The sequence below is a fragment of the Aliidiomarina quisquiliarum genome (assembly GCF_023922585.1).
In the GTDB taxonomy this organism is placed as follows: domain Bacteria; phylum Pseudomonadota; class Gammaproteobacteria; order Enterobacterales; family Alteromonadaceae; genus Aliidiomarina; species Aliidiomarina quisquiliarum.
In genome coordinates, this window is record NZ_JAMFTN010000024.1 from 1 (window position 1) to 25,248 (window position 25,248).

The 25,248-nt window shown below is 45.3% G+C and carries 42 protein-coding genes; 2 read left to right on the top strand and 40 right to left on the bottom strand.

The annotated features are described in order from the left end of the window. Nucleotides 1-200: 200 nt before the first annotated feature. The 34 genes from M1L23_RS10200 to csx2 all read right to left on the bottom strand — a co-directional run bounded on the left by M1L23_RS10200 (nt 201) and on the right by csx2 (nt 19,923). Nucleotides 201-686: a YajQ family cyclic di-GMP-binding protein gene (locus M1L23_RS10200; RefSeq protein WP_252627266.1), complete on the bottom strand. Its 486-nt coding sequence runs from the start codon at nt 684-686 to the stop codon at nt 201-203. Nucleotides 687-827: 141 nt separating this feature from the next. Next, nucleotides 828-1,226 carry a 50S ribosomal protein L17 gene (gene rplQ / locus M1L23_RS10205; protein WP_252627267.1) on the bottom strand — a complete coding sequence of 133 codons (399 nt, stop codon included), beginning with the start codon at nt 1,224-1,226 and terminating at the stop codon, nt 828-830. Nucleotides 1,227-1,276: 50 nt separating this feature from the next. Further along, nucleotides 1,277-2,266 carry a DNA-directed RNA polymerase subunit alpha gene (locus M1L23_RS10210; protein ID WP_252627268.1) on the bottom strand — a complete coding sequence of 330 codons (990 nt, stop codon included), beginning with the start codon at nt 2,264-2,266 and terminating at the stop codon, nt 1,277-1,279. 25 nt (nt 2,267-2,291) lie between these two features. After that, nucleotides 2,292-2,912 (bottom strand): 30S ribosomal protein S4, encoded by a 621-nt coding sequence (gene rpsD, locus M1L23_RS10215; RefSeq protein WP_252627269.1) that lies wholly within the window; start codon nt 2,910-2,912, stop codon nt 2,292-2,294. A 30-nt stretch (nt 2,913-2,942) separates the two neighbouring features. Continuing rightward, a complete protein-coding gene (gene rpsK / locus M1L23_RS10220) occupies nt 2,943-3,332 on the bottom strand; it encodes a 30S ribosomal protein S11 (protein WP_252627270.1) in 390 nt (129 codons plus the stop codon). A 12-nt stretch (nt 3,333-3,344) separates the two neighbouring features. After that, nucleotides 3,345-3,701 (bottom strand): 30S ribosomal protein S13, encoded by a 357-nt coding sequence (gene rpsM / locus M1L23_RS10225; RefSeq protein WP_252627271.1) that lies wholly within the window; start codon nt 3,699-3,701, stop codon nt 3,345-3,347. A gap of 121 nt (nt 3,702-3,822) precedes the next feature. Further along, entirely contained in the window at nt 3,823-3,936 is a 114-nt protein-coding gene (rpmJ, locus tag M1L23_RS10230) for a 50S ribosomal protein L36 (protein ID WP_252627272.1), read from the bottom strand. A 24-nt stretch (nt 3,937-3,960) separates the two neighbouring features. Further along, nucleotides 3,961-5,289: a preprotein translocase subunit SecY gene (gene secY / locus M1L23_RS10235; protein ID WP_252627273.1), complete on the bottom strand. Its 1,329-nt coding sequence runs from the start codon at nt 5,287-5,289 to the stop codon at nt 3,961-3,963. 7 nt (nt 5,290-5,296) lie between these two features. Then, nucleotides 5,297-5,731, bottom strand: a complete 435-nt coding sequence (gene rplO, locus M1L23_RS10240; protein WP_252627274.1) for a 50S ribosomal protein L15 — start codon at nt 5,729-5,731, stop codon at nt 5,297-5,299. A 3-nt stretch (nt 5,732-5,734) separates the two neighbouring features. Next, on the bottom strand, nt 5,735-5,917 hold the full coding sequence (rpmD, locus tag M1L23_RS10245) for a 50S ribosomal protein L30 (RefSeq protein WP_252627275.1): 183 nt from the start codon (nt 5,915-5,917) through the stop codon (nt 5,735-5,737). A gap of 6 nt (nt 5,918-5,923) precedes the next feature. Beyond that, nucleotides 5,924-6,424: a 30S ribosomal protein S5 gene (gene rpsE, locus M1L23_RS10250; RefSeq protein WP_252627276.1), complete on the bottom strand. Its 501-nt coding sequence runs from the start codon at nt 6,422-6,424 to the stop codon at nt 5,924-5,926. Nucleotides 6,425-6,433: 9 nt separating this feature from the next. Next, nucleotides 6,434-6,787 carry a 50S ribosomal protein L18 gene (rplR, locus tag M1L23_RS10255; protein WP_252627277.1) on the bottom strand — a complete coding sequence of 118 codons (354 nt, stop codon included), beginning with the start codon at nt 6,785-6,787 and terminating at the stop codon, nt 6,434-6,436. Nucleotides 6,788-6,796: 9 nt separating this feature from the next. Further along, nucleotides 6,797-7,330, bottom strand: coding sequence for a 50S ribosomal protein L6 (gene rplF, locus M1L23_RS10260; protein WP_252627278.1), 534 nt, complete (start codon nt 7,328-7,330; stop codon nt 6,797-6,799). A 12-nt stretch (nt 7,331-7,342) separates the two neighbouring features. Continuing rightward, nucleotides 7,343-7,735, bottom strand: coding sequence for a 30S ribosomal protein S8 (gene rpsH, locus M1L23_RS10265; protein ID WP_252627279.1), 393 nt, complete (start codon nt 7,733-7,735; stop codon nt 7,343-7,345). 26 nt (nt 7,736-7,761) lie between these two features. Next, on the bottom strand, nt 7,762-8,067 hold the full coding sequence (rpsN, locus tag M1L23_RS10270) for a 30S ribosomal protein S14 (protein WP_252627280.1): 306 nt from the start codon (nt 8,065-8,067) through the stop codon (nt 7,762-7,764). Between the two features lie 10 nt (nt 8,068-8,077). Beyond that, on the bottom strand, nt 8,078-8,617 hold the full coding sequence (rplE, locus tag M1L23_RS10275; protein ID WP_252627281.1) for a 50S ribosomal protein L5: 540 nt from the start codon (nt 8,615-8,617) through the stop codon (nt 8,078-8,080). Between the two features lie 21 nt (nt 8,618-8,638). Continuing rightward, nucleotides 8,639-8,953, bottom strand: coding sequence for a 50S ribosomal protein L24 (rplX, locus tag M1L23_RS10280; RefSeq protein ID WP_252627282.1), 315 nt, complete (start codon nt 8,951-8,953; stop codon nt 8,639-8,641). Between the two features lie 10 nt (nt 8,954-8,963). Next, a complete protein-coding gene (rplN, locus tag M1L23_RS10285) occupies nt 8,964-9,332 on the bottom strand; it encodes a 50S ribosomal protein L14 (protein WP_252627283.1) in 369 nt (122 codons plus the stop codon). A 224-nt stretch (nt 9,333-9,556) separates the two neighbouring features. Then, complete coding sequence (locus tag M1L23_RS10290; RefSeq protein WP_252627284.1) at nt 9,557-10,360, bottom strand: hypothetical protein; 804 nt, start codon at nt 10,358-10,360, stop codon at nt 9,557-9,559. 141 nt (nt 10,361-10,501) lie between these two features. After that, nucleotides 10,502-10,765: a 30S ribosomal protein S17 gene (gene rpsQ / locus M1L23_RS10295; protein ID WP_252627285.1), complete on the bottom strand. Its 264-nt coding sequence runs from the start codon at nt 10,763-10,765 to the stop codon at nt 10,502-10,504. Next, on the bottom strand, nt 10,765-10,956 hold the full coding sequence (gene rpmC, locus M1L23_RS10300; RefSeq protein ID WP_252627286.1) for a 50S ribosomal protein L29: 192 nt from the start codon (nt 10,954-10,956) through the stop codon (nt 10,765-10,767). The genes rpsQ and rpmC overlap by 1 nt, the downstream gene beginning before the upstream one ends. After that, a complete protein-coding gene (rplP, locus tag M1L23_RS10305) occupies nt 10,956-11,369 on the bottom strand; it encodes a 50S ribosomal protein L16 (protein WP_252627287.1) in 414 nt (137 codons plus the stop codon). The genes rpmC and rplP overlap by 1 nt, the downstream gene beginning before the upstream one ends. An 11-nt stretch (nt 11,370-11,380) precedes the next feature. After that, nucleotides 11,381-12,073, bottom strand: a complete 693-nt coding sequence (gene rpsC, locus M1L23_RS10310) for a 30S ribosomal protein S3 (RefSeq protein ID WP_252627288.1) — start codon at nt 12,071-12,073, stop codon at nt 11,381-11,383. A gap of 10 nt (nt 12,074-12,083) precedes the next feature. After that, nucleotides 12,084-12,416, bottom strand: coding sequence for a 50S ribosomal protein L22 (rplV, locus tag M1L23_RS10315; protein ID WP_252627289.1), 333 nt, complete (start codon nt 12,414-12,416; stop codon nt 12,084-12,086). A gap of 11 nt (nt 12,417-12,427) precedes the next feature. Further along, nucleotides 12,428-12,706, bottom strand: a complete 279-nt coding sequence (gene rpsS / locus M1L23_RS10320; protein ID WP_252627290.1) for a 30S ribosomal protein S19 — start codon at nt 12,704-12,706, stop codon at nt 12,428-12,430. A gap of 15 nt (nt 12,707-12,721) precedes the next feature. Further along, on the bottom strand, nt 12,722-13,546 hold the full coding sequence (gene rplB, locus M1L23_RS10325; protein ID WP_252627291.1) for a 50S ribosomal protein L2: 825 nt from the start codon (nt 13,544-13,546) through the stop codon (nt 12,722-12,724). Between the two features lie 17 nt (nt 13,547-13,563). Beyond that, nucleotides 13,564-13,866 carry a 50S ribosomal protein L23 gene (gene rplW, locus M1L23_RS10330; RefSeq protein ID WP_252627292.1) on the bottom strand — a complete coding sequence of 101 codons (303 nt, stop codon included), beginning with the start codon at nt 13,864-13,866 and terminating at the stop codon, nt 13,564-13,566. Continuing rightward, nucleotides 13,863-14,468, bottom strand: coding sequence for a 50S ribosomal protein L4 (gene rplD, locus M1L23_RS10335; protein WP_252627293.1), 606 nt, complete (start codon nt 14,466-14,468; stop codon nt 13,863-13,865). The genes rplW and rplD overlap by 4 nt, the downstream gene beginning before the upstream one ends. Nucleotides 14,469-14,486: 18 nt before the next feature. Continuing rightward, a complete protein-coding gene (gene rplC, locus M1L23_RS10340; protein WP_252627294.1) occupies nt 14,487-15,125 on the bottom strand; it encodes a 50S ribosomal protein L3 in 639 nt (212 codons plus the stop codon). Nucleotides 15,126-15,159: 34 nt separating this feature from the next. Continuing rightward, on the bottom strand, nt 15,160-15,471 hold the full coding sequence (rpsJ, locus tag M1L23_RS10345) for a 30S ribosomal protein S10 (protein WP_252627295.1): 312 nt from the start codon (nt 15,469-15,471) through the stop codon (nt 15,160-15,162). Nucleotides 15,472-15,702: 231 nt separating this feature from the next. Continuing rightward, entirely contained in the window at nt 15,703-16,317 is a 615-nt protein-coding gene (locus M1L23_RS10350; RefSeq protein WP_252627296.1) for a DUF6445 family protein, read from the bottom strand. Between the two features lie 86 nt (nt 16,318-16,403). Next, the gene (locus tag M1L23_RS10355; RefSeq protein WP_252627297.1) at nt 16,404-17,600 is read right to left on the bottom strand and encodes a dipeptidase; all 1,197 of its coding nucleotides are present in this window, start codon (nt 17,598-17,600) and stop codon (nt 16,404-16,406) included. 47 nt (nt 17,601-17,647) lie between these two features. Further along, nucleotides 17,648-18,697, bottom strand: coding sequence for a tRNA dihydrouridine(20/20a) synthase DusA (gene dusA, locus M1L23_RS10360; protein ID WP_338021844.1), 1,050 nt, complete (start codon nt 18,695-18,697; stop codon nt 17,648-17,650). 161 nt (nt 18,698-18,858) lie between these two features. Continuing rightward, nucleotides 18,859-19,923 carry a TIGR02221 family CRISPR-associated protein gene (csx2, locus tag M1L23_RS10365; RefSeq protein ID WP_256473751.1) on the bottom strand — a complete coding sequence of 355 codons (1,065 nt, stop codon included), beginning with the start codon at nt 19,921-19,923 and terminating at the stop codon, nt 18,859-18,861. 217 nt (nt 19,924-20,140) lie between these two features. On the opposite strand from csx2, the gene zur reads away from it, so the two are divergent. Both zur and M1L23_RS10375 read left to right on the top strand, forming a co-directional pair. Further along, nucleotides 20,141-20,590 carry a zinc uptake transcriptional repressor Zur gene (gene zur / locus M1L23_RS10370; protein ID WP_252627299.1) on the top strand — a complete coding sequence of 150 codons (450 nt, stop codon included), beginning with the start codon at nt 20,141-20,143 and terminating at the stop codon, nt 20,588-20,590. A gap of 35 nt (nt 20,591-20,625) precedes the next feature. Continuing rightward, entirely contained in the window at nt 20,626-21,093 is a 468-nt protein-coding gene (locus M1L23_RS10375) for a chemotaxis protein CheX (RefSeq protein WP_252627300.1), read from the top strand. Nucleotides 21,094-21,147: 54 nt separating this feature from the next. Here the strand turns inward: M1L23_RS10375 and alr are convergent, their stop codons facing one another. From alr to rpsF, 6 genes are all read right to left on the bottom strand, one after another. Next, nucleotides 21,148-22,236, bottom strand: a complete 1,089-nt coding sequence (gene alr, locus M1L23_RS10380; protein ID WP_252627301.1) for an alanine racemase — start codon at nt 22,234-22,236, stop codon at nt 21,148-21,150. A 2-nt stretch (nt 22,237-22,238) separates the two neighbouring features. After that, on the bottom strand, nt 22,239-23,633 hold the full coding sequence (dnaB, locus tag M1L23_RS10385) for a replicative DNA helicase (protein WP_252627302.1): 1,395 nt from the start codon (nt 23,631-23,633) through the stop codon (nt 22,239-22,241). A 105-nt stretch (nt 23,634-23,738) separates the two neighbouring features. After that, entirely contained in the window at nt 23,739-24,191 is a 453-nt protein-coding gene (rplI, locus tag M1L23_RS10390; RefSeq protein ID WP_252627303.1) for a 50S ribosomal protein L9, read from the bottom strand. Between the two features lie 15 nt (nt 24,192-24,206). After that, complete coding sequence (rpsR, locus tag M1L23_RS10395; RefSeq protein WP_126757809.1) at nt 24,207-24,434, bottom strand: 30S ribosomal protein S18; 228 nt, start codon at nt 24,432-24,434, stop codon at nt 24,207-24,209. A gap of 12 nt (nt 24,435-24,446) precedes the next feature. Continuing rightward, nucleotides 24,447-24,767, bottom strand: coding sequence for a primosomal replication protein N (priB, locus tag M1L23_RS10400; protein WP_252627304.1), 321 nt, complete (start codon nt 24,765-24,767; stop codon nt 24,447-24,449). Nucleotides 24,768-24,772: 5 nt separating this feature from the next. Beyond that, entirely contained in the window at nt 24,773-25,207 is a 435-nt protein-coding gene (rpsF, locus tag M1L23_RS10405) for a 30S ribosomal protein S6 (protein WP_252627305.1), read from the bottom strand. Between the last annotated feature and the right edge of the window lie 41 nt (nt 25,208-25,248).

Genomic DNA, 25,248 nt, shown 5'->3' on the forward strand with positions numbered 1-25,248 from the left:
TTTCGATCTTTATTTCTTTCCGCTTGCTTCGTGCCTGTTGTTAGGTTTGTGCCTGACAACGGAAGCGAATTATAGAGATCTCCGCGGTTTGATCAAGCCCTTTTTCAATTATTTATTCTGACTGCTGCTTTTGTGCGCACTTTGTGGAAATAATCCACAGAAAGCCGCATTTTAAAGTTTAAAATAAGTTTATTTCTACTCTACTCGCGAAAATTTTCGTATTGTAAAGGCAGTTCAATGTCTGAATTTTTAAGTAATGCGATTGTTTGTTGAAGATCATCCCGCTTTTTTCCATTAATGCGTACCTTGTCACCTTGAATAGAGGCTTGTACTTTCAGCTTGGAGTCTTTTATTAGTTTAACGATCTGTTTAGCCAAGGGTTGATCAATCCCTTGTTTAAAGGTGACATTGAAACTGAACGTTTTGCCGCTATGTACGGGTTCATCTTCAATATCGACACCCGCTAAAGAAATACCACGTTTTGTAGCATTACTACGCAAAATGTCGAGTAACTGCCGAACCTGAAAGTCTGATTCAGTTTTCAATGTAACGGTTAAGTCTTTTAATTCAATAGAAGCTTCTACACCACGAAAGTCGAATCGAGTAGAAAGTTCACGGTTCGCATTATCCACAGTATGTTTTAATTCGACTTTGTCGATTTCTGATACAACATCAAAACTTGGCATACATTTCTCCTATAATTTTTAAGCTTATTTATTATGGCTGCTAGCAGGCCCTTGCACAATGTTCATATAGGCACACCGTTTGAACAAAAAAAAACGGAGCCTAAATAGACTCCGCTCTTCAGATTGCTTAGCAAGAATTAGTTACTCTTCAGTAAAAATTTCTTCAGCAACTTCGTCGTTTATCGGACGACCAACTAACTCAACAAAAGCCATAGGCGCTTTGTCACCAGTACGGAGACCACATTTAAGAATGCGAGTGTAACCACCCGGACGCTCTGAATAACGTGGACCTAACTCGTTAAACAAAATACCAACGACTTCTTTGTCGCGTGTGCGTGCAAATGCCAAACGGCGGTTTGCAACACTGTCTTCTTTAGCCAATGTAATCAAAGGCTCGATGACGCGACGCAGCTCTTTAGCTTTTGGCACAGTGGTTTTGATCACTTCGTGACGAACCAATGAACTTGCCATGTTGCTAAACATCGCTTTGCGATGGCTGCTGTTGCGGTTAAGTTGACGACCACTTTTACGATGGCGCATACCAAATACCCTTTTTTGTAATACTTTCTACCCAGTGATCTAGGGGAAACTTAGTCGTTATCTAACAGGCTTGCTGGTGGCCAGTTTTCTAGGCGCATGCCTAAAGAAAGCCCACGTGATGCAAGTACGTCTTTAATTTCTGTTAACGACTTCTTACCCAGGTTCGGTGTTTTCAATAACTCCACCTCGGTACGCTGTACTAAATCACCAATATACTGAATCGCTTCTGCTTTTAAACAGTTTGCAGAACGTACAGTCAGCTCAAGATCATCCACCGGACGCAACAAGATTGGATCGAACTCTGGCTTTTCTTCTTTCTCTTCCGGCTCGCTCTTATCACGCAACTCTACAAACGCATCTAGCTGTTCAGCTAAAATGGTAGCAGCGCGACGAATTGCTTCTTCAGGATCTAGAGTTCCGTTGGTTTCCATATCGATAATCAACTTGTCTAAATCCGTACGTTGCTCTACTCGCGCAGAGTCAACGGTGTAAGCAATACGCTCAACTGGACTGAAAGAAGCATCTACCAGCAAGCGACCAATAGTACGACCTTCTTCGTCGTTCTGCTCACGTGCGCTTGCAGGGACGTAACCGCGACCGCGCTCAACTTTAAGTTGCATCTTAAGTTCAGTGTCACCGGTTAAAGTACAAATAACGTGTTGCGGATTTATAATTTCTACATCACCGTCAGTTGTAATATCCCCTGCCGTTACTACGCCCGCACCAGACTTACTTAAAGTTAACACAGCTTCGTCTTTGCCGTGTAAAATTACAGCGAGACCTTTCAGGTTGAGCAGGATTTCAATGATGTCTTCCTGGACACCTTCTTTCGTGCTGTATTCATGCTGCACGCCTTCAATTTCCACTTCAGTTACGGCACAACCCGGCATTGAAGATAGAAAAATACGACGGAGCGCATTGCCCAGCGTATGACCAAAGCCACGCTCCAGCGGCTCCAACGTTACCTTAGCGCGGTTGGTGCTGATTTGCTCGATTTCTACGAGCCGTGGTTTCAGAAATTCGGTTACAGAACCCTGCATTATGTCCTCTCTTTATGCTGAGGCCTTACTTAGAGTAAAGCTCTACGATCAACTGTTCGTTAATATCTGCAGACAGGTCAGTGCGTTCTGGATTACGTTTGAAAATGCCTTGCATTTCCTTCGTATCCACTTCGACCCAGATCGGCTTTTCACGTTGCTCTGCTAATTCTAGAGCAGCCATGATACGCGCTTGCTTTTTCGCTTTTTCACGAATGCTCACTACGTCATCAGCTTTAACCTGGTAGGAAGGAATATTTACTACGCGACCATTAATAACTATACCTTTGTGGCTTACCAGCTGACGTGCTTCAGCACGTGTTGAGGCAAAACCCATACGGTATACAACGTTATCGAGACGACTTTCTAAAAGAACTAACAAGTTCTCACCTGTATTGCCTTTTAAACGAGCTGCTTCTTTGTAGTAATTACGAAACTGTTTTTCAAGTACGCCAAACATACGGCGAACTTTTTGTTTTTCACGCAATTGAACGCCGTAATCAGACAGACGACCACGACGGGCACCGTGCTGTCCTGGTGCAGTTTCCAATTTACACTTGGTGTCTATTGCACGTACGCCGCTTTTCAGGAACAAGTCGGTTCCTTCGCGACGACTTAGTTTGAGTTTTGGACCCAAATATCTAGCCATGTTCTTTCTCCAACTATCGTATCACGCCAATTAAACGCGACGTTTCTTGGGCGGACGGCAACCGTTATGAGGAATCGGTGTCACATCAGTAATGCTTGTGATTTTGTAACCGATCGCATTCAGTGCGCGAACTGAAGATTCGCGACCTGGTCCTGGACCTTTTACAAACACTTCAAGATTCTTCAATCCGTATTCTTTCGCCACTTCACCCGCCTTTTCTGCTGCTACCTGAGCTGCAAACGGCGTAGACTTACGTGAGCCACGGAAGCCTGAGCCCCCAGAAGTAGCCCACGACAGGGCATTACCCTGACGGTCTGTAATGGTGATGATTGTGTTGTTGAAAGACGCATGAATGTGCGCCATACCGTCGGTTACCTGCTTTTTAACGCGCTTCCGAGTGCGAGTAGGTGTTTTAGCCATTGCCTATTCTCCTTACTTCTTAATCGGTTTACGCGGACCTTTACGGGTTCGCGCATTCGTTTTAGTACGCTGACCACGCAGAGGTAAGCTGCGGCGATGACGCATACCACGGTAAGTACCGAGGTCCATCAAACGTTTTATGTTCATTGAAACTTCACGACGAAGGTCACCTTCTACTGCATATTTAGCAACTTCTTCGCGGATTTTGTCTAATTCGGCCTCTGACAAGCTACCAATCTTAGTCGTTTCAGCAATACCAACACTCGCAAGAATTTCCATTGAGCGGGTACGGCCTACACCGTAGATCGATGTCAGTGCAATGACTGCATGCTTATTGTCAGGGACGTTAATGCCAGCTATACGGGCCACTAACATATCTCCTATGGTTAAATGGGCGCCAGGTTGAAAAGCCCGTTAGGATACTCAACCGGTTACCTAATTGCAATTAAAACACAGCCCGACGTTCCCACCGGACTGTGCTGTTTCTTTGTTAACCCTGCCGTTGTTTATGCTTTGGATCTGTGCAAAGTACACGAACTACGCCGTGACGTTTGACGATCTTGCAATTCCGGCAGATTGTCTTAACGGAAGCACGAACTTTCATTGCTATTCTCCGTAATGTGCTTTCTTATCGGCCAAAGCCTTTAAGGTTTGCTTTTTTCAGCACCGACTCATATTGATGTGACATCATATGAGTTTGTACTTGTGCCATGAAATCCATGGTGACCACTACAATAATCAGAAGTGAAGTACCACCGAAGTAGAACTGCACATTCCATGCGATCATCATAAACTCAGGTACCAAACAGATAAATGTAATGTATATAGCGCCGGCTAATGTCAGACGCGTCATTACCTTATCAATGTGACGTGACGTTTGTTCACCTGGACGAATACCTGGAATAAATGCACCAGATTTCTTCAAGTTATCTGCTGTATCGCGAGGGTTAAACACCAACGCAGTATAGAAGAAACAGAAGAATATAATCGCCGCAGCATAGAGCATAACGTACAGTGGTTGTCCCGGTGACAAAGTCAACGCAACTTCCTGCAATACGTTAGCAACCGCTCCTTCCCCTGAACCAAACCATGTGGCAATGGTACCAGGAAAAAGAATGATGCTAGATGCGAAAATCGGCGGAATCACACCAGCCATATTAACTTTTAATGGCAAATGTGATGTCTGCGCGGCGAACACCTTACGCCCTTGTTGGCGTTTGGCATAGTTTACCACGATTTTACGCTGTCCGCGCTCTACAAATACAACTAAATACGTCACCGCAAATACGACTACGCCAATCAGTAACAGTAACAGCATGTGCAGGTCGCCCTGACGTGCCTGTTCTGCAGTTTGACCGACGGCAGAAGGTAATCCAGCCACGATTCCAGCGAAGATGATAATGGAGATACCATTGCCTATACCACGCTCGGTAATTTGTTCACCTAACCACATTAAAAACATGGTGCCGGTAACTAAACTAACAACAGCAGTGAAATAAAAGGCAAAGCCAGGGTTTTGAACCAACCCTGGTATTAGGTTTGGTAAGCCGGTTGCAATCCCGATGGACTGCGCGGTTGCCAATACTAAAGTACCCCAGCGCGTATACTGGCTGATCTTACGTTGCCCTGATTCCCCTTCTTTTTTTATCTCTGCTAACTTTGGATGAACCACAGATAACAGCTGCATAATAATTGAAGAGGTTATATAAGGCATAATACCTAACGCAAGAATAGACGCACGCTCCAAAGCACCACCACTGAACATGTTAAACATGGCCACTATGGTACCTTGTTGCTGTGCGATCACATCTGCCAATACCGCGGCATCTATTCCAGGAATCGGCACGAAAGAAGCAGCACGAAATACTATGATTGCCCCAAGCACAAATAACAAGCGTGATTTGAGCTCAGACAATCCGCCTTTCGCACTAGACTTTTCCAATCCTGGTTTAGCCATGGGTCAATTATCCTTCGATTTTTCCGCCGGCCGCTTCGATAGCTTCGCGCGCGCCGTTGGTGACTTTAATGCCTTGCACGGTAACTGAACGACTGATTTCACCAGACTTAATTACTTTTACAAAACGAATGTTTTTAGTAACAAGCCCAGCTTCTTTCAACGTATTCAAAGTTACTGTGTCGCCGCTGACTTTTCCGATTTCATTCAATGTAACTTCAGCAGTAACCCCTGAAACACGTGAAGTAAAACCAAACTTTGGTAGACGACGCTGCATAGGCGTCTGACCACCTTCAAATCCGGGCGCCACAGTTCCGCCTGAACGTGACTTCAGACCTTTGTGACCGCGACCACCAGTTTTACCAAGACCTGAACCAATACCACGACCTACGCGCTTTTTGGTAGTCTTAGAACCTGGTGCAGGTGCTAGAGTGTTTAAAAACATAATTTAACCCTCCACCTTAACCATATAGTTAACCCGGTTAATCATACCGCGAACTGAAGGTGTATCTACCAGTTCAACCGTATGATTAATGCGGCGTAAACCCAGTCCTACAAGTGTTGCACGGTGCTTAGGTAAGCGACCAATGCCACTTTTGATCTGAGTAACTTTAATTGTTTTCTTAGCCATCGTTAACTACCCCGTAATTGCTTCAACAGAAAGCCCGCGTTTTGCAGCAATCTGCTCTGGTGAGCTCATAGCTTCCAGGGCCTTGATTGTTGCGCGGACAACGTTGATTGGGTTTGTTGAACCATACGCTTTAGACAGAACGTTATGCACGCCTGCCACTTCCAATACAGCACGCATCGCACCACCGGCAATAATACCGGTACCTTCGAATGCAGGCTGCATGAACACGTTAGACCCTGAGTGGCGCCCTTTAACAGGGTGCTGCAGAGTACCATTGTTTAGCTGTACAGTTACCATGTTACGACGGGCTTTTTCCATCGCTTTCTGGATTGCTGCTGGAACTTCACGGGCCTTACCATAGCCGAATCCGACTTTGCCTTGGCCATCGCCTACCACAGTCAGTGCAGTGAAGCTAAAGATGCGACCACCTTTAACCACTTTAGAGACGCGGTTGACCGTGATGAGCTTTTCCACCAGTTCTCCGGTTTGAGCTTCGTTATTTGCCATGTTCGTCTCCTAGAACTGCAGTCCTGCTTCACGGGCAGCATCTGCCAGTGCAGCAACACGACCGTGGTACTTGTATCCGCTACGATCGAAAGATACAGTTTCAACACCTTTCTCTTTCGCGCGCTCGGCAACTACTTTCCCGACCACTTTAGCGGCGTCTATGTTACCTGAGCTTTTTACTTGCTCACGGATAACAGTTTCAACAGTTGATGCAGTGGCTATAACTTCTGAGCCACCTTCAGCAATCACCTGCGCATAAATATGACGCGGGCTACGGAAGATAACCAAACGGTTTCCACCCAACTCTTGTATTTTTTTACGTGCGCGAGTAGCACGACGTAAGCGAGCTGCTTTTTTGTCCATCGTATTACCCTACTTTTTCTTGGCTTCTTTACGGCGCACATCTTCATCGCTATAACGTATACCTTTACCTTTATAAGGCTCAGGCTTACGGTATGCTCTGATGTTCGCTGCAACTTGGCCAACCATATGTTTATCGGCGCCTTTCACCACTATTTCTGTTTGTGTTGGTGTTTCAACAGTAATTCCTGCTGGCACATCAAACACCACAGGGTGTGAGAAGCCTAAACTTAAGTTCAGTTTGTTGCCTTGAGCTTGTGCACGGTAACCAACACCAACGAGGGTTAGTTTGCGCTCGAAGCCCTGGGAAACGCCTTGAACCATATTGTGTAATAGTGAACGAGCGGTACCCGCTTGGGCTACTGCATTAGCCATACCTTCACGAGGTAAAGTGCGCAGCTCTTGCTCTTCCTGTACAATTTCAACTGCTTCATTAAATGAGCGTGAAAGTACATTTTGTCCACTTTTGATTGTTACTTCCTGGCCGTTTAACGTAACTTCAACGTTAGCAGGTATAGCAACAGGTGCTTTCGCAATACGTGACATATCCTACCTCCGTTAAGCTACGTAACCTAGAATCTCGCCACCTAACCCTGCACTACGTGCAGCGCGGTCGGTCATCAGGCCTTTAGAAGTTGAAATTACTGCGATACCAAGCCCACCCATTACGGTTGGTAACTCGTTACGCTTCTTGTATATACGCAGACCAGGACGGCTTACTCGTTGAATTGATTCGATAACAGGTTTGTTTTCGAAGTATTTCAGAGTAATTTCCAGCTCTGGCTTTATGCTTGACTCGACTTCGTAACCGGTGATGTAACCTTCGTCTTGCAATACTTTAGCAATTGCTACTTTTTGCTTAGACGCTGGCATTTTCACTGTCACTTTGTTCGCCGCTTGAGCGTTGCGAATTCGAGTGAACATATCCGCAATTGGATCTTGCATGCTCATATTTGCTTTCTCCCGTGATTCGTCGCTTACCAGCTAGCTTTTTTCAAGCCAGGAATTTCACCACGCATAGCTTTTTCACGAACCTTAATACGGCTCATACCAAACTTGCGAAGATAACCATGAGGACGTCCAGTGACGCGACAGCGATTACGCTGACGGATTGCACTAGAATCACGAGGGAGTTTCTGTAAATCAAGAACAGCTTCCCAACGTTGTTCGTCGCTAGACGCAGGGTCTGCGATAATCGCCTTCAGTGCGCGACGCTTTTCAGCGAACTTGGCTACAAGCTGTGTACGCTTGAGCTCACGCATTTTCATTGAAACTTTTGCCATAACTCTACACCTACTTTCTAAATGGGAAGTTAAAGGCAGACAGCAATGCACGAGCTTCATCGTCGCTCTGCGCATTCGTAGTGATCGTAATGTCCAAACCACGTACCCGGTCAACCTTGTCGTAATCGATTTCTGGGAAAATAATTTGTTCACGAACACCCATGCTGTAGTTTCCGCGACCATCGAAAGACTTCGCATTCAGACCACGAAAGTCACGAATACGAGGAATTGCGATCGAAATGAGGCGTTGTAGGAAATCCCACATACGCTCACCGCGCAAAGTCACTTTACAACCAATAGGGAAGCCTTCACGGATTTTGAAGCCTGCAACCGACTTACGTGCAACAGTGCGTACTACGCGCTGACCTGAAATAGCTTCTAGGTCTGCAACAGCATTGTCTAACACTTTTTTGTCAGTTAGGGCATCACCAACACCCATATTCAGGGTGATTTTCTCAATCCGAGGGACTTGCATGATACTGGTGTAGCCGAACTGTTTCATCAGTTCAGGAACTACAGTATCTTTGTAAACACCATGCAGTTTCGCCATCGTATTATACTCCAAACTTAATTAAATGATTTCGTTGGTAGATTTGAAGAAGCGAACTTTTTTGTCGCCTTCCATTCTAAAACCAACTCGATCTGCTTTGCTAGTCGTCGGGTTGAAGATTGCAACGTTAGATACATCAATTGAGGCTTCTTTTTCAATAATGCCACCTGGCTCATTCATTGCCGGGTTTGATTTCTGATGCTTCTTAATTACGTTAACGCCTTCAACTATAACGCGCTGTTCGCCAGTTAGAACTGAAAGCACTTTGCCGCGCTTCCCTTTGTCCTTACCTGCTAGCACAATTACTTCGTCATCACGTCTTATTTTTGCCGCCATAGTGGACTCCTTATAGTACTTCTGGTGCCAGTGAAATAATTTTCATGAATTGCTCACCGCGCAATTCACGAGTCACCGGACCGAAGATACGAGTGCCAATAGGCTGAGTGTTTGCGTTTAACAACACAGCCGCGTTGCGGTCAAAACGGATAACAGAGCCGTCTGAACGACGGACGCCTTTCCGGGTGCGAACGACCACCGCATTAAGAACATCGCCTTTTTTCACCTTACCGCGTGGAATTGCTTCCCGCACAGTAACTTTGATGATATCGCCAATGTTCGCATAACGGCGGTGCGAACCACCTAGAACCTTAATACACTTTACGCTGCGCGCGCCGGAGTTATCGGCCACATCCAGCATAGTTTGCATTTGGATCATCTCAGTGCTCCGCTTGAGTTTAAAATAAACCAGACTCTCCCGAGTCTAAGCTACAACCCCCTCTCAAAACCAATGAGAGAAGTCCCCTATTAAAGGGCGCAGAATTGTAACAAGAAAATTAACCAGAAGATAGTCTAATGAGGAATAAAACCATATTTCGGGCACTTCATTTAAGTACCCGAGTAGTTAGGTGGCTCATACTGCTAGCTATTTAAGGTTGCCAACTAAAAGTAGAAGCCGAAGTTTATATTAAAGCGCTGTTCGGTGGAACCTCCATCTTGCCCAATCGAGCCATTTATAAATGGCTGGTTCTTGGCATTGACAAAGTCTACATAAGTAAACATACCACCTGCGCTAATAGCCACCCCAGTTACATTCATTACAGTGTCGTCATGCAAACCCTTTTTATTAGTAACTAAACTGTAATTATTATAAAAGGTTAAATTAGTAATAGGGCCCAAGCTAACGGGCAAATTATAAGCAATGTTTGCTGTTAATGAATCAGCCGATTCCGGTATGGTGTCATAATAGGCGTAGGCAGCAATAATAACTCCTTCATTAGCCACGTCCATATTATAGTCGTAAGTAGCAAACTGACCCTGAATTTCCCATGGGCCATTATTATAAACCGCATGTACGGCAAAGTTTTCTCGTTCGCCAATTGAATTCTGGCCGTCATTGAAATCACCATAGTGGCCCGAAATGCCAAGCTCTAGCTTTTGCCCATGTGCTAAATTCCACTTTCGTGCAGCCCGCAACATTAAGGTGTTATTTTCAGCGGCACGCTGCAATGGCTCGTCGTAACTACCTTCACCAGGCAAACGAATACCCACCACATCATCGGCGTAACGGTCGGCACTACTACGGGCGGCACCAGTTACGCCACCAAGTTCATCGTTAAGCATAAAGGCAATATCAAAATCCCAGCGTTCGGAACGTTTACTAAACTTAATACCAGAACCATTATTGTCCTCTAGCCCGAGATAGAAGTTAGAGCTGAAGAAATAACTATGAGAGTTATACGGCATTACACCAAATGGCTGAATAACAACACCTATTTGCCCCTAAGTTTCCTTGTTAATGTTCAGGTTTAAACCCTAACATTATTTTAGCTGTGAATAAAAAAAGCGACCCTAAGGTCGCCTTTTTATAAGAGTTATCAACAGAGATTAAATCTGAGTTGATTTCTCAAGTACTTCTACCAACGCCCATGATTTCGTCTTAGACACCGGACGTGTTTCCCGGATTGTTACTAAGTCGCCTTCACGGCAGGTATTGTCTTCGTCATGAGCATGAACTTTAGTAGTACGGTTCATGTACTTACCATATAGTGGGTGCTTAACCCGACGCTCAATTGCTACTACGATAGACTTATCCATTTTATCGCTGACCACACGGCCCTGCAAAGTACGGATGTTTTTGGCTTCAGTCATTATGCACCTGCCTTCTCGTTAAGCACTGTCTTAACACGTGCGATATTTCTACGCACTTGTCTTAACAAATGAGTCTGGTTTAGCTGGCCGGTGGCTGTTTGCATGCGCAGGTTGAATTGCTCACGCAATAGGCCAAGCAGCTCTTGATTCAGCTCATCAACGCTTTTAGCTTTCAATTCGCTTGCTTTCATTACATCACCGTCCGAGTAACAAAGGTAGTTTTGAATGGCAGTTTACGTGCCGCTAGGCGGAACGCTTCACGTGCCACCTCTTCAGAAACACCATCCATTTCATATAGAACACGGCCTGGCTGAATCTGACATACCCAGTATTCTACGCTTCCCTTACCTTTACCCATACGCACCTCAAGAGGCTTCTGGCTAATTGGCTTGTCTGGGAATACGCGAATCCAGATTTTACCTTGACGCTTAACGTGACGAGTCATGGCACGTCGGCCAGCTTCGATCTGACGCGCGGTCATACGACCACGTTCAGTTGCTTTAAGAGCATAAGTACCGAAGCTAACTTTGTTACCAGTTTGCGCCAGACCACGGTTGCGGCTCTTTTGCACCTTGCGGAATTTCATACGCTTAGGTTGTAACATTTCGCTTCTCCTTACTTACGACCTTTGCCGCGCTTAGCTGGTTTCGGTTGCTGTTGCTCTTCTTGAACAGGCATTGCGCCCAAGATTTCACCACGGAAAACCCAAACTTTAACGCCAATGATACCGTAAGTGGTTGCAGCTTCAGCTGTCGCGTAGTCAATGTCCGCACGCAATGTATGCAATGGAACACGACCTTCACGATACCATTCAGTACGAGCAATTTCAGCTCCACCTAAACGGCCGCTTACTTCAACCTTGATACCTTTAGCACCTAAACGCATAGCATTTTGAACTGCGCGCTTCATAGCACGACGGAACATAACGCGGCGCTCTAATTGACCAGCGATATTCTCACCAACCAATTTGGCGTCGAGCTCTGGCTTACGCACTTCAGCAATGTTTATCTGAGCAGGTACGCCGGTGAGCTTTGAAATTGCTTGACGCAATTTCTCAACGTCTTCACCTTTCTTTCCAATCACCACACCAGGGCGAGCTGTGTGAATGGTCACACGCACACTTTTCGCTGGGCGCTCAATTACTATTCTTGAAACAGAAGCGCTTTTTAGCTCTTTGTTCAAAAACTCTCGAACCTGATGATCACTATGTAGGTTATCCGCGAAGTCCTTTGAATCTGCATACCATGTTGCATTGTATGGCTTAGTGATACCTAGGCGGATACCATTAGGATGTACTTTCTGACCCATAACTTATCTCCTAGCTATCTGACACAACCACAGTAATGTGGCTGGTACGCTTCAAGATACGATCCGCGCGACCTTTAGCTCTTGGCTTAATTCGCTTCATCGTGGGACCCTCGTCGACAGTGATAGCTGAAATTCTCAACTCATCAATGTCGGCACCTTCGTTGTGCTCTGCATTCGCAATAGCTGATTCAAGTACTTTACGAATCAACACAGCTGCTTTCTTTGGACTATAAGCCAAAGTTTCGAGCGCTTGCGCAACGTTTTGGCCACGGATTTGATCCGCTACCAGACGCCCCTTCTGCGGAGAAAGGTTGGCAAACTTATGTTTAGCAATAGCTTCCATTATATTCACCTCTACCGTTTCTTCGCTTTCTTATCAGCGACGTGGCCGCGATAAGTACGAGTCGGAGCAAACTCACCAAGCTTGTGGCCAATCATTTCGTCTGAAATGAATACTGGCACATGCTGGCGACCGTTATGAACAGCGATGGTCAAACCAATCATATCTGGAATGATCATTGAACGACGAGACCAAGTTTTAACTGGCTTCTTGTCCCCGCTTTCCATCGCTTTCTCCACCTTTTTAAGTAGGTGAAGGTCAATAAATGGACCTTTTTTAAGAGAACGTGGCATTCTTCAACCCCTTGCCTATTTAGTGCGACGACGCACGATGTACTTGTCAGTACTTTTGTTCTTACGAGTTTTGTAACCCTTCGTAGGAACACCCCATGGTGTAACTGGATGACGTCCACCTGATGTCCGGCCTTCACCACCACCGTGTGGGTGGTCAACCGGGTTCATGGCAGCACCACGAACGGTAGGACGAATGCCACGCCAGCGCGATGCACCAGCTTTACCCAATTGCTTGAGCATGTGTTCAGCATTACCAACTTCACCGATAGTTGCACGACAATCAGCTAATATTTTACGAACTTCGCCTGAACGTAAACGAACAGTTACGTAAATGCCATCACGCGCAATTAGTTGAACATAAGCACCAGCAGAACGTGCAATTTGCGCACCTTTACCTGGTTTCATTTCAACAGCGTGAATAACACTACCAACTGGAATATTACGCATTGGCATGGCGTTACCAGGCTTGATCGGAGAGTCTAAACCAGACATAACCGGGTCACCTACTTTCAGGCTTTTTGGAGCCAGAATATAACGACGTTCGCCATCTGCATATAAAACCAATGCAATGTTCGCAGAACGATTCGGATCGTATTCAATACGTTCAACTTTCGCCGGAATACCGTCTTTGTTGCGTTTGAAGTCGATCAGACGATAGTGATGCTTGTGCCCACCACCGATATGACGAACAGTAGTACGACCGTGGTGGTTACGACCGCCACTTTTACTGTTCTTCTCCAGTAATGGAGCATAAGGCTTACCCTTATATAGGTCTTGGCCAACGACTTTAATGACGTGACGACGACCCGGGGATGTAGGCTTCTGTTTAACAACAGCCATTTTCAATATCCTCCTGTTTACTCAGCGCCGCCAACGAAATCGATGTCCGCACCTTCACCCAGGGTTACGTAAGCTTTTTTCCAATCGCTTCGTTTGCCTGAACGTGCACCAAAACGCTTAGTTTTACCTTTTACGTTAAGAGTACGTACGCCGGTCACTTCGACTTCGAACAGTTTCTCTACAGCAGCTTTAATTTCTGCTTTCGTTGCATCTTTAACTACCCTGAAGACAACTGTGTTGTCTTGCTCCGCTGTCAGAGTTGCTTTCTCTGACACGTGAGGTGCTAAGAGTACCTTTAGTAAACGCTCTTCACGAATCATGCTAATGCCTCCTCAAGCTGCTTCACTGCATCAGCGGTGAACAGTACTTTCTCGAACGCAATTAGACTGACTGGGTCTATACCCTGTACGTCACGAACATCTACTTTATGTAGGTTGCGTGAAGCAAGGAATAAGTTCTCGTCAACGTCTTTCGTTACGATCAGAACGTTTTGAAGATCTAGTCCTTTCAACTTCGCTACTAATTCTTTGGTCTTCGGTGTTTCAACACTGAAGTTTTCAACAACTAATAAACGGTCTTGACGAACCAGTTCTGACAAAATGCTTTTTAAAGCACCACGATACATTTTCTTGTTTACTTTCTGGCTGTGATCTTGTGGTTTGGCTGCGAAAGTTACGCCACCAGAACGCCAGATTGGACTACGTGTAGTTCCTGCACGAGCGCGACCGGTACCTTTTTGGCGCCAAGGCTTAGCCCCACCACCAGATACTTCAGAACGCGTTTTTTGTGCTCGGCTACCTTGACGTGCGCCTGACGCATAGGCTACAACAACCTGATGCACCAAAGCTTCATTGTACTCACGTCCAAAGGTAGCTTCGGAAACTTCAAGAGCGCCTTTCGCGTCTTTTAATGCTAATTCCATCACTAATCTCCTCAGACGTTACGCTTTAACCGCTGGTTTAACGATAATGTTGCCACCAGAAGCACCTGGGACAGCACCCTTAACCAGAAGTAAGTTGCGCTCAGCGTCAACTCGGACAACTTCAAGGGATTGCACAGTTACGCGCACGTTACCCATTTGCCCTGGCATTTTCTTACCTTTAAAAACTTTACCAGGGGACTGGTTTTGACCCGTTGAACCAAGAGCACGGTGTGATACAGAGTTACCGTGAGTTTGATCTTGGCCAGCGAAGTTCCAACGCTTAATACCACCTTGAAAACCTTTACCCTTTGAGGTACCGGTTACGTCTACTAATTTTGTTTCATTAAATAGTTCGACTGTCAGCTCAGAGCCTACTTCGATGTCACTACCTTCTTCCCCGTTTAGGCGGAATTCCCATAAACCGCGGCCAGCTTCAACACCTGCTTTCGCAAAGTGTCCAGCTGCTGGTTTTGTGACTCGATTCGCTTTTTTGCTGCCAGTGGTCACCTGAAGTGCACGGTAACCGTCTGTCTCCAGAGTCTTTATCTGGGTGACACGGTTTGATAGCACTTCGATCACAGTCACAGGTACTGAAACGCCATCTTCTTGGAAGATACGTGTCATTCCTACTTTACGACCGACTAGACCAATAGCCATATTAAAACCTCTTATCCAGAATCTTGTTGCTCACTTAGCCCAGGCTGATTTGTACATCAACACCAGCAGCCAGGTCTAAACGCATCAGAGCGTCTACTGTCTTATCAGTAGGCTCAATGATATCGATAAGGCGCTTGTGGGTACGAATTTCGTACTGGTCACGTGCGTCTTTATTCACGTGCGGGGAAGTCAACACAGTGAATTTTTCTTTACGAGTAGGTAATGGAATTGGTCCACGTACCTGCGCACCCGTGCGTTTCGCTGTGTCTACGATTTCCGCTGTCGACAAGTCGATTAAGCGGTGATCGAAGGCTTTCAGGCGAATTCGAATTCTTTGACTTGACATATCAAAGCCTCATCCAAAAGAGCATTTATAAAAAGAGCATAAAAAAACACGCCACTTAATCGCACGCTAGCGAAAAGTGGGAGCTTTTTAAACCACCGTTCAACCCCATATCGGGGCTGTTGTGACAAACCACGAACAAACATGCTCTTGGCCTGCAAATACAACGTCTAAATTCTGACGTGGGCGAATTATAAAGATTTGCCCACAGATGTCAACCTAATATAGGTTCTATTATTTCATTGTTTTTGCTGATGCAAAAAACATTAAGTAAATAAGCCTACCATTCTCAATGGTGTCGCCAAACGACTCCCCAGCTGTATGCCACAACCAAGGACGCAAGAGCACCAGTCGATTAAAGCGCATAGGCACACGCATGGTCATTTCCCATTTGCTTTCGTCAAGTGAATCGCGATCAAGCAAGTTTGCTGTCCAGTCTTTTGCTGATGAAGCTCCAAATAACTGCATTGCTTCATGATCACTTAATGGAGCACGATCGGTGTTGGTTTCGCGATGACGAAAAAATTCCGTTCCGCCCTGGCAATGCTCAGGGTCACTTAAATACAGAATGCCCGACCAATGCGAAGGGTCAACATGCACTTTCGCTTTGCCAACATCGGTTCCTAAGGCTATTCGGCACTTTGCATGTGCTTGATCTTTATCGAGAGCAACTAAAGGCTCGCCTACAAGTCGCGACACTTCTTCTGTTAACCCAGCTAAGGTTATTCTTTCCACTGAGTTTCTGCCAGGGTAAGGACCCTCTTGCGCTGGGTAAGTAAGCTTTAAAGCAGCTTCCCTTAATTCTTTAACATTTCCAAAAAAATCGTCTACAACAATCATTGTTGGCATAGAAACACCTAATAATTAATAAAAAAAGCCCAAATCCATCTAACAATGAGCTTACCTTAATGAATTATTAACATATTTCCAAACTTTTAATGTTTACTGTCAGCGTAAGCTTCTACCGCACGCCATACTCGCAATGTATTACCGTGCAAAATTAAATCAATTTGCTGCTTCGAATACCCTCTGTCCAGTAAGCCTTGAATAAGGTTAGGAAAGGCGCTGGCATCTTTTAGGCCAACTGGTAACGAATCGCCTACACCGTCGTAGTCCGAACCTAGGCCTACATGCTCAATACCCACTAGCTTAACAATATGATCAATATGATCGAGTACATGATTTAAGTGCGCATAAGGAAAAGGGTTGTTTGCCCGCATCTCGGCAATAGCAGCTTCCGCCGCTGGGGTATCTTTACCTAAGCTTTCATTAATATTGTCTGCCAAGCGCTGTATGCGGGCACGGTGCTGGTTTGCTTCACGAGTAACAAAAGTAGAGCCAAAGGTTACCTGTATTACACCACCGTTTTTTGCCAAGGCTTTAATCATGTCGTCACTCATATTGCGTTGCCAACCCGGAGTAAAGTGGCGCGCCGACGAGTGGGTAGCTAATACCGGTGTTTTCGTGGTTTCAATAACATCATAAAAAGCCAAGTCTGAAACATGAGAAATATCTACTATCATGCCAATACGGTTCATTTCCGCTACAAGGGTTTTGCCGAAAGGGCTAAGGCCTTGCCAAGTATTTTTAGTATCGTACGACGAGTCTGAAATATGGTTGTCTTCACCATGGGTTAGCGTAATGTAACGCACTCCACGCTTATGGAAATGGTGTAAGTTCTCCAGTTTTCCTTCTATAGGAGCGCCATTTTCAATGCCCATAGGTAAGGAAATTAAGCCTGCAGTAAAATGTTTTTCAATGTCGTCTGCTGAATATGGAATTGCATACTTTTCAGGTGCGCGATAAACCATCGACTCAACAAAGTCGATTAAATGATTTGCTAACGTATACGCGCCCTTTTCTTCATAAGACGACGGGATATAAATAGCCATAAATGGGGCATTCAAGCCACCCGCTACAGCACGTTCATAATCAAAGTCACCCCGCTCAGCGGCTTGGGTTAGGTCTTCCCAGTCATTTATTAAACGCCAAGGGGCGTCCACATGCGTATCTATAATAATCGAGTTCTTAGCAATGGCACGTGCTTGCTCACTAACGACAATATCCTGAGCTAACAAAGGTACACTAAATAAGGTTGCCGCAATTACACTACTTAATAACTTTAATTTCATGATGTTGTCCAATTTATAAGAAACTTTAAAAGATATTTAACAACCTATCAGACTTTTAGAACCCCTTCGAGGGCATCAGCCGCAGCGGCTTGGTGTTCTGCCGCTTTTTCAGCCTGCTCGAGCAAGAGTTTTTGTCCATCAACTAAAGGCTGTATCGACGTTGCGCGTGGACCTTGCTCGCTTAGTAAGCGCCGCCATTGGCGTGCTCCTGGTAATCCTTGGTACAACCCAAGCATGTGTCGCACCACGTGCCAAAAGCGCCCCCCTTCAGCAATATAGCGCTCTATATAGGGAAACATCCGTTCAACTACCACAAAGCGTTCATCTACCAGGGGTTGGCCTCCAAGTTGTTCGTCAATGCCTTGCAACAACCATGGATTTTGATAAGCCGCACGGCCAATCATTACACCGTCCACATGCTGTAAATGCGCTCGCCCTTCAGCTAGGGTTTGAATACCACCATTTATATGTAAGTCAAAATGAGGATAATCACGCTTCGCTTGGTATACTCGATCATAATCGAGGGGCGGAATGTCGCGGTTTTCTTTCGGGCTTAAACCTTTTAGCCAAGCTTTACGCGCGTGAAGTATAACCCGTGGGCACGACACTTCACTGAGCTGATCAAGTAACGCACATAAAAATTCATAGCTGTCTTGTTCGTCTATTCCTAAACGAGTTTTTACCGTTACAGGTACATCTGGTGCAGCGTCTTGCATGGCTTTAATACAATCGGCCACCAACTTGGGTTCTGCCATTAAGCAAGCACCAAAACTACCGTTTTGTACTCGGTCTGAGGGGCAGCCAACATTTAAGTTAATTTCATCGTAGCCACGCTCTGCTGCTAAACGCGCGCATTGGGCTAAGTCGTTTACATCACTGCCACCTAGCTGCAATGCCACTGGGTGTTCTTCAGGGTTGTATTCAAGTAAGTCATATTTGCCATAAATAATGGCACCCGTGGTTACCATTTCTGTATACAGCAACACCGAACTTGAAAGTTGGCGATGGAAAAACCGACAATGTCGATCCGTCCAGTCGAGCATAGGGGCGACAGAATAAGAATGGCGGTGCGCCCCAAATGGTGAATTTGAGGGCACAGCTACAGGGATTAATGAATGTTCAGACAATGATTTACTCAACTCAAGTGGCAAAAAATACCAGTGAATTATGCCGTAAAAATGTGCATTTGTCTTTTAAGTTACGTCCGGACTTTACGATCAAGTGTTCGTTAACGGCAATAACTCTTCAAGCAACTCTTTTAATTTTTTATCCCGCTGCTGCGCAGAGTGAATTGCGCTTGCTGTACTTCTTTAGCGCTGTTTTGATTACCATGGGCTAGGGTGTTACGAATATTACGGAGCATTTTATATGCTTTGGCTTCGTCAGTGCGCCAGTATGCAGGGCCATCTAACTCTTCTTCCTGTATTTTTCTTCGCTGCTCGTATTGGGCAACATTACTACCCGCCCCTGCAATTTCTTGCACTTTTCGGGTAATAAAAGCCTCAAAGCCGTATAACGCAGCACGTAAAAAGTCTTTCCGCTCTAATGACCTGTAGGCTTGGGCTCTTTGCCGTTGATAGAGTAAGTTTTCCTCCACCCAACTGGTACGTTCTAATAATAATGGTTGGAATAATGCAGCTGGCCCGGTAAGTGGTTCATTACTTATTTTATTACGGACTTTCTTTAATGGGCTGCGCGCTTGTCCGGCTCTGTGCGTGTTTTCATAAAAAGATGCTTCTTTAAGCCAACCGCCTATTTCCTTATCTACCACTAGCTCACTAACTTGGCTGTAATCGCCGGTTGTTTCACTGTGCTGTATGGCGTTTTGCCAGTTGCTTATTTTAACCAAGCCAACCAAATCATGAATTTCGCCTTTCCCCGTTTCTGGGTCATACTCGCCATATAAAATATGCTCTACTCGCAGCTGCGGCTGTACTGTTTGTAAGTATAAAATGGCGGTGTAAGCCAGCATGGGTAAATGGCGAAAGCCGTGGGTAACATCTAGCGTTAGCTTCTCGGCACCAAAAGTTGCGTCGGCAATACTTTGCAACACTTGAATTTGTTCTTGTTGGTTACGAGCCGCAGGTATTATCGTTAACTCGACCTCGCAACCTAAGGCCTTACCTAATAACGGTGCCAACTCTGTTAATTGACTTTGAGCCACCGCTTGAAGCTCTACTGAGTCAACCAATTGTATAAGTTGGTCTTCTAGTTCACCCAAGTCGAGATTAATTTCAAACAAATTGTCCCACATACTGCCGGCAGTACCTAATACCACCATTTTTTTTTGGCTTATAGTACTCGCGCAGTAAGTAGCCAACATAGGCTGTTGGCGGCTGCTGTTTACCTTCTAATGAATAAACTGTAGTACGGTAATTCCCCTCTTCCTTTTTACTACGCCCTAAAAAACTTATAAGTACTGTCGACATGATTCCCTCTCTATAAGACAATAGTTTTAATTTCATTGGTTTAAATAACCACACAGCAACTCAAAGCACAAGCACATTACCCCAACTTCTTTTGCGTGATATACTTGGCCTATGACGACTATAAACACTGAAAAACTATTAGCTCAGGCCAAAGCAGCCTGCGAGAAAAGAGGAGTGCGTATGACTCCTACTCGCAGCGAGGTCTTTCGTATTTTGTCGGGTCGTGACGACGCTATTGGCGCCTACGACTTGCTCGACTTACTTAAAGAAGCGGTGCCTAATGCCAAGCCACCAACTATTTATCGAGCACTAGACTTTCTGCAAGAACAAGGTTTCGTGCATAAAATATCGTCTACAAACAGTTATGTGCTGTGTACACATTTCGACCACCAACATGTGGCGCAAATGCTAATTTGCATGGACTGTCGTAGCGTACAAGAAGTACACTCGTCGGGTGTAGACAATGCTATGGTTGAGCAGGCCAGCAAACATGGGTTCGATTTGCACCACCAAACCGTAGAGGCACATGGCATTTGTAGTAATTGCCGCGAACAGCCTTAGTTACTAAAGTTTCCATACTAGGATGTATAATTGAGATGAACGTAGATTTTGTAAACCCGTTTCTTTCGTCATTACAAAACGTGTTGTCTATGATGGCGCAAATAGACTTACAACCTGGCAAGCCTGCGCTGAAAAAAGACGACCGCGCACGAGGCGATGTGTCAGGCTTAATAGGTATGATAGGCCCACAAACCAAAGGCTCTTTTTCAATTTCTTTTGAAGAAGGCTTAGCCATTGAAATTATGCATAAAATGCTAGGCGAAAAGCCTGCCTCAATCGACGACGACGTAATTGATATGGTGGGTGAAATAACCAACATGGTCACTGGTGGGGCAAAACGTATATTAGGCGACAAAGGCTTCGAGTTTAATATGGCATCGCCGGTGGTGGTGTCGGGCATGAACCATACCATTAAGCACCGTTCAGACGGCCCCCGCATTATCATGCCGTTTAATCATGCCGCTGGAAAAGCATTTTTAGAAATTTGTTTCGATAAAGTTTAGTCGCCTGCTGTGCGCTTTAGCTGTTGGCTTAAGCGCACCAAGTATAAACCTTTGTTAGTAAACTAAGGTTACCCGCCGCGCAACGTTACACAATAGCTCGTACGCCACTGTACCCACATGCTGAGCAATCTCTTCTACTGGCAAGTTTGGCCCCCAAAGCTCTGCTGTTTTGCCTGGCTCCATCGTTGAACCTGGTCCTAAGTCTACCGTCACCATATCCATAGCAACACGAGCCACCAGCGGATAACGCTTGCCGTCAATCCACACGGGCGTACCTTGCGGCGCCAAACGTGGATAACCGTCACCATAGCCTATGGCTACTATACCAATACGAGTGTCGCGCGAGGTTGTCCATGCCGAGCCATAACCTACACTATCGCCCTTTTTTATGTCGCGCGTAGAAATGAGGTCAGCACACAGTTTCATAACTGGGCGCAATTGTTTAAGGCGAGGGCTAAGAGCTTTATTGTCTTGCAAAAAAGGGCTAATACCATACATGGCTAAGCCTGGCCTTACCCAGTCATGGCTTTGCCCTAAGCGTGCAAACAACGCTCCAGAGTTAGCTATAGACGTTGCTTCTGGCTTTAAGCTTGCAACTAAGCTAGAAAAGTAAGCCAACTGTTGTTCGTTTTTTTCATGCTCTGGTTCGTCTGCACAGGCTAAATGGCTCATTAAAATAGGGCTCGAAGCTACATTGTTTGATTCAGTTAACGCTTTAAACCAGCGTTCAGCTTCATTTGGCTCAACGCCAAGACGATGCATACCAGTGTCTACTTTTAGCCATACTTTTAATGGCTCAGGTAAATCCTGAATACTTAATACCGCATTTACCTGCCAGCGATGGTGAATAACCGGCTGAATATTGCTCGCGGCTAACATTGGCAATTGGTCTTCGGCAAAAAAGCCTTCTAACAAGACAATTGGCCGACTAATACCTGCAGCTCGTAACTCAAGTGCCTCTTCGAGCCGAGCCACACCAATGGCGTCTACGTCGTGCAATTCTTGTGCTATACGAATTAAGCCATGCCCATACGCATTTGCTTTAAGCACTGCCAGTATTTTGCGCGCTCCGGCTTCTTCCCGGATCACGTCAATATTATCTGACAACGCTGCCAAGTCTATTGCGGCCCATGCTGCTCTCATTTTTACAACTCTCCAATTTCGCCGTCAGCATAATTATCAAAGCGTGAAAATTGGCCATGAAACTTAACCTTTATACGCCCTATAGGTCCATTTCGTTGCTTGCCTATTATAATTTCAGCTAACCCTTTGTCTTCTGTCGTATCGGGATGGTATACCTCGTCGCGATAGATAAACATGATTACGTCGGCGTCTTGTTCTATTGAACCAGACTCCCGCAAGTCCGAGTTTATTGGACGCTTGTCAGCCCGCTGCTCAAGAGAACGGTTAAGCTGCGACAAAGCCACTACAGGGCAATCTAACTCTTTGGCAAGGGCTTTAAGCGAGCGAGAAATTTCTGCTATTTCCTGCGTACGGTTTTCATGCATACCCGGCACTGTCATTAGCTGTAGGTAGTCCACCATGATCAAACTGAGCCCTTCGTGCTCCTTATAAATTCGGCGCGCACGAGAACGAACTTCAGTAGGCGTTAAACTAGAACCATCGTCTATATAAAGCTTACCTTTGTCTTTAAGTACGTTCATTGCCGAGCCTAACCGCGCCCAATCGTCATCGTTTAAGTTACCGGTACGAATTTTTGTTTGATCAACGCGACTTAGGGAAGCAAGCATCCGCATCATTAGTTGTTCTGCTGGCATTTCTAAACTAAACACTAAGGCCGGATAATCTTCATTTAAGGCCGCTCGCTCTGCTAAGTTCATAGCGAAGGTGGTCTTTCCCATTGATGGTCGACCGGCCACAATAATCAAGTCTGATTTTTGCAAGCCAGTGGTCATTTTGTCGAGCAAATAGAACCCGGTACCCACTCCTGTTACGCCACTATTGTCTTTCTGCTGGCTTAAAAACTCTATGCGCTCAAGTGTTTTACTTAAAATTGCAGCAATATTTTCAGGCCCTTCATCTTTTTTTGCTCGCGCTTCCGCTATGGCAAATACCTTTGTTTCTGCTTCGTCTAAAAGGTCTATACTACTGCGCCCTTGAGGATCAAAGCCACTCTCAACAATACTGTTAGCCACAGCAATCATTTCACGCACCACCGCGCGCTCGCGAACAATGTCTGCATAGGCCAAAATATTAGCCGCACTTGGCGTGTTTTTCTGGATCTCTAATAAGTATGCAAAGCCACCAACCGCATCGAGCTCGTCATTTAACTCTAAATACTCAGAAAGAGTTATAATATCAATAGGTTTGCCATGCTCAAGTAGGTTTTGCATAGCCACAAAAATAATACTGTGAGACCGTAAATAGAAATCTTCTTTAATAACATGCTCAGACACATTGTCCCAAGCTTGGTTATTTAAAATTAGGCCACCGAGTACCGATTGCTCAGCTTCGATCGAATGCGGTGCCGTTTTTAATGCATCAACTTTATAATCTTTACGCTTATTAGATTCAGCCATTTTAAAACTACATTCCTATAGCAACGAAGAGATCAATAATACACGGCCGCAAAAAAAAAGCAGCACCGAAGTGCTGCCTTTAAAGATGGCTTACTGTAACAAAGCTTATTCGCTTGCTTCAATAACCAGCTTAATATTTGCTGTTACTTCTGCGTGCATTTGAAGTTCGATATCGAACTCACCTACTTCGCGAAGTGTACCGTGTGGCATAAGAATTTCGCTCTTTTGAACTTCAACGCCAGCCGCTGTAATTGCAGCAGCAATATCACGAGTACCTATTGAACCGAACAACTTACCTTCTGTACCAGCTTTAGAACTAATAACAACAGTTTCAAGTGCATTTACTTTCTCAGCACGGGCTTCTGCCGCTTTCAATTCAGTTGCCAGCTGAGCTTCAAGCTCGGCACGACGCTGTTCAAACATTTCAACGTTAGCTTTGGTTGCAGGCACTGCTTTTCCACGTGGGAAAAGGAAGTTACGTGCATAACCAGACTTTACAACTACTTGGTCGCCTAAGCCGCCAAGGTTGGTTACTTTATCTAGTAAAATAATATTCATTAATTGCTACTCCTGTTACTTATGGCCATCGGTGTACGGCAGCAAGCTCAGGTAACGAGCACGCTTAATTGCGCGAGCTAGTTGACGCTGATACTTAGCCGAGGTACCGGTGATCCGGCTAGGAACAATTTTACCGCTTTCGGTAACATAGTTCTTCAGCGTAGCAATATCTTTATAATCAATTTCTTTAACGCCTTCTACCTTAAAGCGGCAGAACTTACGACGACGGAAAAAACGAGCCATGATGTTCTCCTGTTAAACCTGTTCTATCTTCTGTGCGTGCAGTACCAATTTTCCCATGCCATTTTTGTCTTCATGGCGCTGAATAAAGCCGGTAACAGTAATTGCACTTCCCACAGTTAAAATTTCTGACCACGCTTGGGTCCATATTCCGCTTGCTATCACCTGAATGCGTGCATAGCACTGCCGGGGTAAACCGGCTTCAGTTTGCAATGAACGATGTTCAACCGTTATATGCAAGTGTGGTACGCCAGCCGGACTTCTGCTTACTCTTGGGGTTTTCGTTAAAGTACCTGCAATTATAAGCTGGTTGGTTCCCAATGCGTTCCCACTCACCGTTCTTACTCTTCTGAGTCTGAATCAGCTTCCGTGGTTTCGGTCTCATTTTCAGTTTCAGCTTTCGCGTCGCGACGATCTTCACGATTGTCACGGTCTTCACGATGATCTTCACGACCTTCTCTTGACTTCGCAAAAGGTGAAGGTTCAGAAACAGCTTCATCCTTACGCATAATCAGGTTACGTAGTACCGCGTCGTTGTAGCGGAAGTTGGTTTCTAGCTCGTTAACTACTTCAGCTGAAGCTTCAATGTTCATTAGAACATAGTGAGCTTTATGTAGCTTGTTAATTGGGTAAGCTAGTTGGCGACGGCCCCAGTCTTCCAAACGGTGAATAGTGCCACCGCCTTGTGTAATGGTTTCGCTATAACGCTCAACCATTCCTGGTACCTGCTCGCTCTGGTCTGGGTGGACCATGAATACGATTTCATAATGACGCATTTAAGTGCTCCTTATGGATTAAAGCCTGAGTTCAGCTCAGC